Annotated in this window: 11 protein-coding genes; 4 read left to right on the top strand and 7 right to left on the bottom strand. The window is 70.2% G+C overall.

The window, feature by feature from the left end; all coding sequences use genetic code 11:
• Position 1: 1 nt before the first annotated feature.
• Positions 2-1,897: a putative nucleotidyltransferase substrate binding domain-containing protein gene (locus ENE75_RS07075; protein WP_128197248.1), complete on the bottom strand. Its 1,896-nt coding sequence runs from the start codon at positions 1,895-1,897 to the stop codon at positions 2-4.
• A 71-nt stretch (positions 1,898-1,968) separates the two neighbouring features.
• Between ENE75_RS07075 and ENE75_RS07070 the strand changes: the two genes are divergently transcribed.
• Complete coding sequence (locus tag ENE75_RS07070; RefSeq protein WP_199232263.1) at positions 1,969-2,751, top strand: SDR family oxidoreductase; 783 nt, start codon at positions 1,969-1,971, stop codon at positions 2,749-2,751.
• Between the two features lie 88 nt (positions 2,752-2,839).
• On the opposite strand, the gene ENE75_RS07065 is transcribed toward ENE75_RS07070, so the two are convergent.
• The 6 genes from ENE75_RS07065 to dctP all read right to left on the bottom strand — a co-directional run bounded on the left by ENE75_RS07065 (position 2,840) and on the right by dctP (position 9,085).
• Positions 2,840-3,235, bottom strand: a complete 396-nt coding sequence (locus tag ENE75_RS07065; RefSeq protein WP_128197244.1) for an iron-sulfur cluster assembly protein — start codon at positions 3,233-3,235, stop codon at positions 2,840-2,842.
• Positions 3,236-3,299: 64 nt separating this feature from the next.
• The gene (locus tag ENE75_RS07060) at positions 3,300-4,850 is read right to left on the bottom strand and encodes a malonate--CoA ligase (protein WP_128197242.1); all 1,551 of its coding nucleotides are present in this window, start codon (positions 4,848-4,850) and stop codon (positions 3,300-3,302) included.
• A gap of 7 nt (positions 4,851-4,857) precedes the next feature.
• The gene (locus ENE75_RS07055) at positions 4,858-6,162 is read right to left on the bottom strand and encodes a malonyl-CoA decarboxylase (RefSeq protein WP_233258971.1); all 1,305 of its coding nucleotides are present in this window, start codon (positions 6,160-6,162) and stop codon (positions 4,858-4,860) included.
• 4 nt (positions 6,163-6,166) lie between these two features.
• Positions 6,167-7,474: a TRAP transporter large permease gene (locus tag ENE75_RS07050; RefSeq protein WP_128197240.1), complete on the bottom strand. Its 1,308-nt coding sequence runs from the start codon at positions 7,472-7,474 to the stop codon at positions 6,167-6,169.
• Positions 7,475-7,493: 19 nt separating this feature from the next.
• A complete protein-coding gene (locus ENE75_RS07045) occupies positions 7,494-8,042 on the bottom strand; it encodes a TRAP transporter small permease (protein WP_128197238.1) in 549 nt (182 codons plus the stop codon).
• Between the two features lie 38 nt (positions 8,043-8,080).
• Positions 8,081-9,085 carry a TRAP transporter substrate-binding protein DctP gene (gene dctP, locus ENE75_RS07040; RefSeq protein WP_128197235.1) on the bottom strand — a complete coding sequence of 335 codons (1,005 nt, stop codon included), beginning with the start codon at positions 9,083-9,085 and terminating at the stop codon, positions 8,081-8,083.
• A gap of 162 nt (positions 9,086-9,247) precedes the next feature.
• Between dctP and ENE75_RS07035 the strand changes: the two genes are divergently transcribed.
• From ENE75_RS07035 to ENE75_RS07025, 3 genes are read left to right on the top strand one after another with little or no spacing between them, the layout of a single operon-like run.
• Positions 9,248-9,892, top strand: a complete 645-nt coding sequence (locus ENE75_RS07035; protein ID WP_128197233.1) for a GntR family transcriptional regulator — start codon at positions 9,248-9,250, stop codon at positions 9,890-9,892.
• Positions 9,882-11,456, top strand: a complete 1,575-nt coding sequence (locus ENE75_RS07030; protein WP_128197231.1) for a sigma-54 interaction domain-containing protein — start codon at positions 9,882-9,884, stop codon at positions 11,454-11,456. Before ENE75_RS07035 ends, ENE75_RS07030 begins: the two co-directional genes overlap by 11 nt.
• On the top strand, positions 11,453-12,184 hold the full coding sequence (locus ENE75_RS07025) for an alpha/beta fold hydrolase (RefSeq protein ID WP_128197229.1): 732 nt from the start codon (positions 11,453-11,455) through the stop codon (positions 12,182-12,184). The genes ENE75_RS07030 and ENE75_RS07025 overlap by 4 nt, the downstream gene beginning before the upstream one ends.
• Positions 12,185-12,233 lie beyond the last annotated feature (49 nt).

The raw sequence follows: 12,233 nt of genomic DNA, 5'->3' as shown, positions 1-12,233 counted from the left end.
CTCAGCGCCGCAGCCCCTGGTAGCGCTGCCCCAGCACCTCCTGCAGCTGCTTGACCACGCCGAAGGCGTCCTTGAGCTGTTCGCGCTCGAAGTTGGACAGCTCGTCGGGGCGCAGGTAATTGTCGGCCGGCTGGCCGGCGGCGATCTGCCGCGCCTGGTGGCGGATGCGCAGGGCCGACAGGAACTCCAGCGCGTCGCGCAGGTCGTGCACGCTCTGCGGACTGATCTCGCCACTCTCGGCCGCATGGGCGAGGCGGTCGTGCGTGTTCACCGCGTCGTGGCCGGCGGCCAGGGCGTAGACGCGGGCGAGGTCGATGACCGGCACGATGCCGTTGTGCTTGAGGTCGATGGTGCCCTTGTGCTCGCCGCTGCGGATGGTGGACAGGCCGCCGAACAGGCCGCCGAACATGCCCAGCGGAGGCTGGTGCGTCAGGGCGTTGCCCACCATGTGGGCCAGGAAAAGCTTGGCGTCCTTCGTGCGTCGGAGCACGTCGGTCCGCAGGCCGTCGAGCAGCGCGGCCTGGCCGGCGATGGTGCGCACGTCGAAGAACACACAGGTCAGCATCAGCGCCATCGGCTCGGGGGTGTCCACCCACTTGCGGAAGTACTCGGCCCAGACGCGACGTGGCTGCCGCCATTTGTCGGTCATGGCCATCATCTCGCCCGGGCAGTGGATGTAGCCGCAGGCGGCCAGGCCGTCGCAGACGAAGGTGGCCAGGGCCTTGAAGTAGGCGCCGTGCGTGACCTCGTCGTAGGCGTCGTCCAGGATCATGCAGTTGTCCTGGTCGCTCTTGGCCGTCTGCTCGCTGCGCGCCTGCGAGCCGGCCGCCACCCACGCGTAGTCCACCGGTGCCGGCCCCAGCTGCGCCTCGCCCAGTTGCAGCAGCCGGGTGGTCAGCGCGTCGGTGATGGCGGTGACGATGTGGCCGGTGGCGTAGGCGCTGGCGCCGGCGGCGGCCAGGTGCCGCTGCAGGCCGCGCACCTTGGCGGCGCAGGCCACCAGGCCGTCGAGCGTGGTCTGCTTGTGGATGTCCCCGGCCAGGAAGACGGCCGAGGTGCTGTGCTGCTCGGTGACGTCGGTGGCGGTGATCATGCCGGCCACCGCGTCGCCATCCATCACCGGCACGTGGTGGATGTTGTGGCGCGCCATCATCAGCAGCGCCTCGAAACCCGGTTGCGTGATCTGCATCGTCAGCGGCGCCACGGTGGCGATGTCGATCACCGGCCGTGTGGTGTCCAGGCCTTCGGCGACGGCGCGGTTGCGCAGGTCGCGGTCGGTGACCAGGCCGTAGAGGTGACCGCCTTCGACCAGCAGCACCGAGGACACACGCTGCTCGCGCATCAGCTGCGCTGCGGCACGGATGGTGGTGGACGGCGGCAGCGTGATCGGCGCGCGCTTGATGAGCGCGCGCACCGGGGTGCGCATCAGGTTCAGGTGCGGGTCGGCGGCTCCTGTGCCGGCGTTCTCCGCAGACCCCGAACCTTCCGCGGACGTCGCCGCGGGCAGAAACAGCTGCAGCCAGGGCTGGCGCTCGATCAGTGCAGCCAGCGTGGCCGCATCGGCCCAGGCCACCAGGGCGCCGTTGTCGACCTGTCCATCGGCCTGCAGCATCCATCCATCGGCAGGCGTGTGGACGCCGGCACCGATCCACGCTGGCGCTGCCAGGGCCGGGCCCGGCGAGCCGTCGGCGGCGTGCCAGACCAGACGACCCCGGACGACGAGGCCGAGGTGCCGGGCCAGCGTGTCGGCATCGCCCACCGGGGCGCCCGCCGGGACATGGTCCAGCCTCAGTTGCGCAGGCAGTGCCGCCAGGATCTCGTCGTCGAGTTGCGACAGCACGGGGTGCTGGCGCAGGGCATGTGTCACGGCTTCGGTGTCGGCGGGGGCGTGGGGCATCGGCAGGTCCGGTGGCAGCAGGGCTTCAGGTGGCAGACTGGACGCCACGCTACCGTCAGCAAGGGAGTCGCATCTTGACCAACGACAAGCCGCACGACAAGGTCGCGCTGGTCACCGGCGCCGGCAGTGGCATTGGTCGCGCCACCGCGACGGCCCTGCTGGCCGACGGCTGGCGGGTGGTCTACAGCGGCCGGCGCCTGGACACCCTGCGCGAGAGCATCGCGCTGGCCGGCGACCCCTGGGGCGACATCGGCAGCCGGGCGCTGGCGGCACCGGCCGACGTGACGCAGCCCGACCAGGTGGCCGACCTGTTCGCCCTGGTGCGGGCGCGGTTCGGCCGGCTGGACCTGCTGTTCAACAACGCCGGCATCTTCAGCCCCGGCACGCCGCTGGAGGAATTCCCGTTCGCGCAATGGCAGGCGGCGGTGGACACCAACCTCACCGGTGCCTTCCTGTGCACGCAGCAGGCCTTCCGGCTGATGAAGGCGCAGAACCCGCGCGGCGGGCGCATCATCAACAACGGGTCGATCTCGGCCCATGCGCCACGGCCGAACTCGGCCGCCTACACGGCCACCAAGCACGCGATCACCGGGCTGACCAAGGCGTCGTCGCTGGACGGGCGAAAGCATGGCATCGCCGTGGGCCAGATCGACATCGGCAACGCGGCGTCGGACATGACCGACGCCATGCGCAAAGGCGTGCCGCAGGCCGACGGCAGCGTGCGGCCGGAGCCGGTGATGGACGTGGGCCATGCCGCGCGCGCCGTGGTGCAGATGGCGGCGCTGCCGCTGGACGCCAACGTGCTGTTCATGACCGTGATGGCCACCGGCATGCCGTTCGTCGGGCGGGGGTGAGGCCGAACCAGCCTCTGTGCTGCCAGGCTTCGGCCCTCGTGCCGGGCCAGCCAGACGCCGCTCGGCCGTGCAGTCAGCCGCGCGGCGTTCAGCCGGCCAGCCGCACGTAGACGTCGGTGTCCGGCAGCGCGCGGCGCAGGGCCTGGAAGGCGTCCTCGGCGAGCACGCGGGTGGGGCTGCAGTTCCTGGGGAAGGTGAGGGTCAGCTCCACCTCGTCGTCATCGATGCGCAATGCGCTGAAGCGCTGGGTGTCGACGAGGTTGCCTTCGTCATCGGCCACCTCGCGCAGCGCCTGCAGCACACGTTCGACACGCTCGGCCTGACCCTCCACCCGGGGCTGGGCGCACGGGGCGCCGTAGCCGCCCACGCAGACCGGGCCTTGCGACGCGCTCACGCAGTGCCCGCAACCGCTCTGGACGGACAGACCGGACGGGCCGTCGCCGGCCTCGGCCTGCAGCCACACGGTCTTGTCGAGAACACCCATGGGTGCAGTGTGGCACCGATGGCTGACCTTGGGTTGACGCGCATCAACCTCGGCTTGACCTGCGTCAAGCGGCAAACAGGCCCTGGTGCCGATCGCGCAGCAGGTTCTTCTGCACCTTGCCCATGGCATTTCGCGGCAGTTCGGTCTCGACGAACACCTGCTTGGGCACCTTGAAGTTGGCGATGCGGCCCTTGAGCGCGGCGATCACGGCGGCCGGCTCGGGCGCCGGTTCGCCGGGCCGGGGCACCAGCACCGCCACCACGGCCTCGCCGAAATCCGGGTGCGGCACGCCGATCACCGCCGACTCGGCCACGCCGGGCATCTCGTTGAGCACGCCTTCGATCTCGGCCGGGTAGACGTTGTAGCCGCCGGAGATGATCAGGTCCTTGCTGCGGCCGACGATGCTCAGGTAGCCGTCGGCGTCGAAGCGGCCGACGTCGCCGGTCTTGAACCAGGCGTCGTCGGTGAACTCGTCGGCGGTCTTCTCCGGCATGCGCCAGTAGCCCTTGAAGACGTTCGGGCCCTTGACCTGGATGTTGCCGATCTCGCCGGGGGGCAGCGGCAGGTTGCGCTCGTCGACGATGCGCACGCCCACGCCCGGCAGCGGAAAGCCCACGGTGCCGCCGCGGCGCTCGCCGTCGGCCGCCTTGCAGGGGTTGCTGGTGAGCATCACCGTCTCGCTCATGCCATAGCGCTCGAGGATGGTGTGGCCGGTGCGCTGCTGCCAGTCGGTGAAGGTCTCGATCAGCAGCGGCGCCGAGCCGCTGATGAACAGCCGCATGTTGCGGCAGGCCTGCCGGTCCAGGCCCGGCTCGCCCAGCAGGCGCACGTAAAGCGTGGGCACGCCCATGAACACGGTCGCTTCGGGCAGGCGCGCGAGCACGGCCTTGGGGTCGTACTTCGCGAACCAGATCATCCTGCTGCCGTTGAGCAGCGCGCCGTGGCTGGCCACGAACAGGCCATGCACGTGGAAGATGGGCAGCGCGTGGATCAGCACGTCGCCCGGCTTCCAGTCCCAGTAGTCCTTGAGCACCCGCGCGTTGCTCAGCAGGTTGCCGTGCGTGAGCATCGCGCCCTTGCTGCGCCCGGTGGTGCCGCTGGTGTAGAGGATGGCGGCCAGGTCGTCGGCGCGGCGCGCCACCGGGTCCTGAACGTCGCCGTGGAAGCTGGCCCGATCCAGCAGCGTGCCGCTGCGGTCGTCGCCCAGGGTGAAGACGTGCGGCGTCCCCGCCTGGAAGGCGATCTTGCTGACCCAGCCAAAGGCCTTGGGCGCACACACCACCACCGCCGGCTCCGCGTTGCCGACGAAGTACTCGATCTCCGCCGCCTGGTAGGCGTTGTTCAGCGGCAGGTAGACGTGGCCGGCGCGCAGCACCGCCAGGTACAGCATCAGGGCCTCGACGCTCTTGTCCACCTGCACCGCCACGCGGCTGGCCGGCGGCAGGGCCAGGCTGGCCAGCAGGTTGGCGATCATGGCGCTGCCACGCTCCAGATCGCGCCACGTGTAGTGCAGCGGGGCGCCGGGGCCGTCGCCGGTCTCGATGGCGGTCAGGTCCAGGTCGGCCGGGAAGGCGGCGCGCAGCGCGGCGTAGAGGTTCTGGTTCAGCGAGGGCATGGCAGGTTCAGAGCAGGGCGGCCACCGGGCGCGAGCAGGCCACTTCACCGTCGACGAACTGCTCGTGGTGGCGCTCGACCCGGTTCAGGTCGTAGAGGTAGTTGACCATCATGCCGTGCGACTGTTTCAGGCCCTTGGCCGACAGGTCGCCCAGCGGATTCAGGCGTTCCAGGCGCGCGCCGTTGTCGAGGTGGAAGCGTGCCACCGGATCGCCGGCCCTCGTGGGCGTGGCCCAGGCCAGGTACATGGCGGCCAGCTGCTGCAGCGCGGCGGCGGCCTCGGCCGGCAGCCGCTTCATGCCGGCGGCGGTGTCGGGCAGGGCCAGGTCGGCGCCGGCGTGGGCCTGCAACGCGGCGCGGGCGGCCTGCAGGCGTTGTGCACGCGAACCGCTCAAGCCCGGCACCTCGGCCCCGGCGCGCAGCCAGCGTGCCAGGCCGGGCATGGGCGACAGCGTGCAGAAGGTCTTGAGCTGCGGCAGTTCACGGCTGAGCTCGCGCGCCACGCGCTTGATCAGGAAGTTGCCCAGGTTCACGCCCTTCAGGCCGGGCTGACAGTTGCTGATGGAGTAGAAGGCCGCGACCTTGAAGGTTTCCGGTGGCGCCGGCTTGTCGCTCTTGGCGATCAGCGGTGCGATCGCCGAGGGCATCTCCGGCAGCAGCGCCACCTCGACGAAGATCAGCGGTTCGTCGGGCAGCTGCGGGTGGAAGAAGGCGAAGCAGCGGCGGTCGGGCTGCAGGCGGCGACGCAGGTCGTCCCAGCCGTCGATGGCGTGCACCGCCTCGTGACGGATGATCTGCTCCAGCAGCTGCGCCGGGGAGTTCCAGTCCACGCGCCGCAGCTGCAGGAAGCCAGGGTTGAACCAGCTCGACAGCAGGTGCAGGAAGTCCGCCTCCACGGCCGCGAGCTCCGGCAGCGCGCGCAGCTCGGCCAGCAGCGTGCGTCGCATGGCCACGATGTGCGCGGTGCCGCCCGGCAAACGGTTGAGGCGGCGCAGCAGTTCCTGCCGCGGCGGCTCGGCGGCTTCCACCAGCGGTGCCAGCGTGGCTGCACCCGGGGCGGCGGCGTAGGCTTTCGCGGCCGTCTCCACGGCCTTCGGGTCGGGATTGAAGTCGGCCGCCAGGTGGCCGAAGAACAGCCGCCGTGTGCCTTCGTCGAGCGCGTCGTACCCGGCCAGCAGATCGCGCGCGATGGCCACGCTGTTGGCCTCGCCGCGCACCGACAGCAAACGGCGGCAGGTGCTCAGCACCGCGCGCAGCCGGCGTTGCGAACCGACGCGCAGCGCCGCCTGGCGAACCTCTTCGAGCATCGTCATGCGGTCAGCCCATCAGCGTCTGCGGCAGCCAGGTTGCCAGCTCCGGGAAGATGCACAGGATCACGATGGCCAGCACCATGCAGCCCATGAACGGCAGCGAGCCCTTCAGGATGGTGGGCAGCTTGATGTCCGGCGTGATGCCGTTGATCACGAACAGGTTCAGGCCCACCGGCGGCGTGATCAGGCCGAGTTCCATGTTGATGGTGAGGATGACGCCGAACCAGATCGGGTCGAAGCCGAAGGCCAGGATCACCGGCATCAGGATCGGCGTCGTCATCAGGATGATGGCCGCCGGCGGCAGGAACATGCCGGCCACCAGCAGCATCGCGTTGATGGCGCCCAGCACCACCCACTTGTTGACCTGCATCTCCGCGATGGCCTCCGCCACCGACTGCGTCACCAGCAGCGACGACATCATGTAGCCGAAGAGGATGGACGCGCCGATGATCAGCATCAGCATGCCCGACTCGCGCAGGCCGTCGCGCATGATGTGCCACAGCGCGGTGGGGGTCCACACGCGGTAGATCACGATCACCATCACCAGGCACAGCATGGCGCCGACGCCGGCGGCCTCCGACGGCGTGGCGATGCCGCCGTACAGCGCGTAGATGACGCCGACGATGACGACGATGAAGGGCAGCAGCTTGGGCAGCAGTTCCAGCTTCTCCTTCATCGAGTAGATGCGGTCGGCGTCCACCAGCTTGGTGCCGCGCTTCCAGCTCAGGAACAGCGCCCAGGCCATGAACAGGCCGGTCAGCAGCAGGCCCGGGATCACGCCGGCCAGGAACAGCCGGCCGATGGAGGTCTCCGACGCGATGCCGTAGAGGATCATCGTGATCGACGGCGGGATCAGGATGCCCAGCGTGCCGCCGGCAGCGATGGCGCCGGTGGCCAGGTCGGCGTCGTAGCCGCGCTTGCGCATCTCGGGGATGCCCATCTTGCCGATGGCCGCGCAGGTGGCCGGTGACGAGCCGGTGAGCGCCGAGAACAGCGCGCAGGCGCCGATGTTGCTGATGACCAGCGAACCCGGCACGCGGTGCAGCCAGCGCGCGAGGGCCTCGTAGAGGTCGCTGCCGGCGCGCGAGGAGGCCACGGCCGCGCCCATGATGATGAACATCGGCAGCGACACCAGCGTGAAGTCGTCGAGGCCGGCGAACACCGTCTCGGGCACGAAGTGGATCGCGTTCCAGCCGTCGAACACGATCATGAAGCCCAGCGCCGTCATGCCCAGCGCGAAGGCGATGGGCATGCCGGTGGCCAGCAGCGCGATGGTGACGACGAAGATCAGCAGGCCGATGGCCAGGGGCGACATGGCAGGGGCCTCGGTGAAGTCAGAGACGCTCGTCGGGCGGCAGGCCGAACGGGTGGTTGCGGCGGGTGATCACCAGCCACAGGTCGGCCAGCAGCTGCAGGCACAGCAGACCCATGCCGACCGGCACCGCCAGGTAGGGGATCCACAGCGCCACGCGCCAGATCGACGGCGTGGTGGAGCCGCTGGTCCAGGCCTCGTGCCACCAGGGCACGGCGGCCTTGAAGAAGATCGCGCAGAAGACCAGCGAGATCAGCATGCCCACGATGTAGAGCACCCGGCGCAGGCCGGGCGCGGCCATCAGCGGCACCACGTCCACGTTGACGTGGCCGCGCGTGAGCAGGATGTACGGCGCGCCCAGGAAGGTGGCGCCGATCAGGCAGAAGGTGACGAACTCCGTCTGCCAGATCGACGACTGGTTGAGCACGGCGCGCACGAACACCATGTGGCAGATCACGCCCACCGACAGCGCGATCATGCCGGCGGAGAACACGCCCAGCGCGCGCGAGGCGGCGTGCACGGCGCGCACCCACAGCGGCAGCGGGGCGGGGTTGAGGGCAAGGCTGCTCATGGTCGTGCGCGCCGGGTCATTGGGCCGTCACCCAGCCGTCACTTGACGGCCAGGGCCTTCTCGATCAGTTCCTTGCCACCGGGCACCTTGTCGGCGAAGTTCTTGTACGAGGTCTTGGCGGCCACGTCGCGCCACATCTGGACTTCGGCGTCGCTGAGTTCCACCACCTGCACGCCGGCCTTCTTGAAGGCGTCGACCAGCTTGTCGTCCAGCCCCTTGGACTCGCGGGCGAAGTAGTCCTCGGCCTTCTTGCTGGCGTCCATCAGCGCCTTCTGCTGCGCCGCATTGAGCTTGTCCCAGCTCTTCTTGCCGATCAGCACCGGCTCGTACATGAACCACAGCGCGTTGTCGCCAGGCGCGGTCAGGCACTTGATCTGCTCGTAAAGGCGGAACGACACGAAGCTGCCCGACGAGGTGTCGGTGCCCTGGGCCACGCCCTGCTGCAGCGCGTTGTAGACCTCGTTGGACGGGATCGAGACGATGGACGCGCCGGCACCGGCCCACATTTCGGCGAAGGTGGACCCGGCCGAACGCACCTTCAGGCCTGCCGCGTCGGCCGGCACCTTGATGCACTTGTCCTTGCCGCCGAAGGCGCCGGCCAGCCAGGCGTCGGCCAGCACCTTGACGCCGCCGTCCTCGATGATCTTCTTGATGTCGGCCATGAAGGGGCTGGCGTTGATGCGCTTGGCGTGATCGTGGCCCTTGACCAGGCCCGGCATCAGCGTGGCGCCGAACTGCGGGTGGAAGCCGGCGGCGTAGTCCAGCGGGAACGAGGTCATGTCGATCTGGCCCGTGAGCATGGCCTTCCACTGCTCCTTGGGCTTGACCAGGCTGGAGCCTGGGAACACCTTGATCTCCAGGCCGACGTTGGCCGCGGCAACCTCGCGCGCGATCATCTGGACCATCTCGTCGCGCACGTCACCCTTGCCACCCGGGAACTGGTGCGAGGCCTTGAGCGTGATGGTCTGCGCCACGGCGGCGCTCAGCGGCAGGGCAGCAAACAGCAGGCCGGACAGGGCCTTGACGAGAGGACGGCGGTTCATGGCGGTGTCTCCGTGGAAGTGAAAAACGTCACGCCCACGCCGGGGTGGCGCGGCTTGCGTATACAAGACTCTAGTGAAATTACGCAGACACTTTCCTAGTGGATACCATAACGTCGGTGTCCGAGCCGGCGCGCCGCCGGCCTGCCGAGGTTCCCCGTGAAGATGTCCGACCGGCTCCGCGAGCAGATCGAGGAGCAGATCGCCACCGGCCAGTTGCCCCCGGGCAGTGCGCTCGACGAGGTGGCGCTGGCCACGCAATTCGGCGTCTCGCGCACGCCGGTGCGCGAGGCCCTGATCCAGCTCACCGCCGAAGGGCTGGTGGAACTGCGCCCGCGCCGGGGTGCGGTGGTGGCCAGCGTGGGCCCGGCGCGGCTGCTGGAGATGTTCGAGGTCATGGCCGAACTCGAAGCCATGTGCGCGCGCCTGGCGGCGCGCCGCATGAGCGAGTCGGAACAGGCCGAATTGCTGGCTGCGCACCGCGCCTGCGAGGCCGCGCGCGGCGACCCCGACGCCTACTTCTACTGCAACGAACGCTTCCACAACGCCATCTACGCCGGCAGCCACAACGGCTTCCTGGCCGAGGAGGCGGCTGCGCTGCAGCGCCGGTTGCGCCCCTACCGGCGGCTGCAGCTGCGCGTGCGTGACCGCATGGCCAACTCCTTTGCCGAGCACGAGGCGGTGGTGGCCGCGCTGCAGGCCGGCGACGCTGCTGCGGCCGCCAATGCGCTGCGCCGGCACGTCAGCGTGCAGGGCGAGCGCTTCGGCGACCTGGTGGCGTCGCTGCAGGCGCTGGACCATGCCGCTTGATGCGGCGGCCGGCGGCGGCCCGCTGTCCGCGGACGACGGCAGCCGGGCAGCCTCGGCCGATAGCGACGGCCGGCAGCTCCCCGCCGACGCCGACAGCCTGCTGAAGCTGGCTGCGCGCAGCCTGTTCGAGCTGTTTGCCAACAGCGCGATGGGCACCTTCGTGATCGACCGCGACCACCGCATCGTCTGGATCAGCGAGGGCTACAAGCAGTTCCTGCCGGCGCTGGGCCACGACGAGGCGCACTTCGTCGGCCGGCGTGTGGAGGAGGTCGTGCCCAACACGCTGATGGCGCAGGTCATCGACACCGGCCAGCCCATCCTGGTGGACCTGCTGACCAACAAGGCCGGCACCTTCGTCGTCAGCAGGCTGCCGCTGCGCGACGAGCGCGGCGAGGTCATCGGCGCCATCGGCATGGTGCTACTGGACCACCCGGAATCGACGATGCAGCCGCTGATCGCCAAGTTCGGGCGCCTGCAGCGCGAGCTCGACGCGGCCCATGCGCGCATCGCCGAACATCAGGCGGCGCAGCGCCGGCCCCGGTACACGATCGCCGGCTTCATCGGCAGCAGCGACGCCGCCCTGGCCGTCAAGCGCCAGGCCCGGCGCGTGGCCGCCACCGACACCACGGTGCTGCTGCTGGGCGAGACCGGCACCGGCAAGGAGGTGCTGGCGCAGGCCATCCACGCCGCCAGCGCGCGCGCGGCCCTGCCGTTCGTGGGTGTCAACATCGCCGCGGTGCCGGAGACGCTGCTGGAGGCGGAATTTTTCGGCGTCGCGCCCGGCGCCTACACCGGCGCCGACCGCAAGGGCCGCGACGGCAAGTTCAAGCTGGCGCACGGCGGCACGCTGTTCCTCGACGAGATCGGCGACATGCCGCTGGCGCTGCAGGCCAAGCTGCTGCGCGTGCTGCAGGAGCAGGAGGTGGAGCCGCTGGGCAGCAACCGGGTGGAGCGGGTGGACGTGCGCGTGATCGCCGCCACCAGCCGCGACCTGTCGGCGATGGTGGCGGACGGCCGTTTCCGGGCCGACCTCTACTACCGTCTGAACGTGCTGCCCATCCGTCTGCCGCCGCTGCGCAAGCGGCTGTCGGACCTGGAGGCGCTGGCCGAGGTGCTGATGGAGGACATCGCCCGCCGCAGCGGCCTGGCCGCGCGCAGCCTCGCGCCCGACGCGCTGGACTGGCTGGCGCACCAGGCCTGGCCGGGCAACATCCGCGAGCTGCGCAACGTGCTGGAGCAGGCGGCGCTGATGAGCGACGAGCGGGTGCTGCACGCGCGGCATTTCGGCGCGCCGGCCGCGACTTCGGGGCCGGTCGAGGGCATGCCTGCCGCCGCGGTGCCAGCCCGGGCGCCCGCGGTGTCGGTGTTCCGCCTGCCCGACCTGCCCCAGCCGCCGCCCCGCACGCTGGCCGAGCAGGTGGCCGAGGTCGAGCGCCGCGCGATCGCCGAGGCGCTGGCGGCCACCGGAGGCAACCGTGCCGCCGCGGCCAAGCGCCTGGGCATGCCGCGTTCGGTGCTGTACGAACGCCTGACCCGCTACCCTGAACTCTTGCAGAGCCCATGACCCCGAACCTGCCTCCGATCGTCCTCGTGCACGGCGCCTGGGCTGGTGCCTGGGCCTGGCAGCGCGTGCTGGCACCGCTGCGCGCCGCCGGCCATGCGGTGTTCGCCGTCACCCTCAGCGGTTGCGGCGAGCGCCGCCACGGGCTGCGGCGTGACATCACGCTGCAGACCCACATCGCCGACGTGACCGGCCTGGTCGAGGCCGAGGAGCTGAACGGCGTGGTGCTGGTGGGGCACAGCTACGGCGGGCTGGTCGTCACCGGCGCGGCCAATGCGCTGCTGGCACGTGATACCGGTGCCGTGCGGCAGGTCGTCTACGTGGACGCCATGGTGCCGCTGCCCGGTGAGAGCTGGAGCAGCCGCCACGACGAGGCCACGCGCACCGCCCGCACCGCCGCGGCCCGCGCCAGCGGCCTGAATGCACTTCCGCCGCCGGACCCGTCGGGCTTCGGGCTGTCCGGGCCTGACCGCGAGTGGCTGATGCGCCGGCAAGGACCGCATCCGTTCAATGCCTACCAGGAGCCGCTGTTCTTCGATGCCGACCGTGTCGCGGCGGTGCCGCGGACCTTCATCGACTGTGTCTCGCCTGCCTACCCGACGATCGCCCCGATCCGTGTGCGCGTGCGGCAGACGCCAGGGTTCGCCGTCGTCGAGATGCCGACGGGGCACTACCCGCAGATCCAGGCGCCGGAGGCCTTCGTGGCAACGCTGCGCCAAGCCATCGTCTGATATCCAGACAAATGATTCGTCCGAAAATCAGACATATTTGACCCGAATG

The organism is Rubrivivax albus (assembly GCF_004016515.1).
Classification (GTDB): Bacteria; Pseudomonadota; Gammaproteobacteria; order Burkholderiales; family Burkholderiaceae_C; genus Rubrivivax; species Rubrivivax albus.
This window is presented reverse-complemented; position numbering and strand designations above follow the sequence as displayed.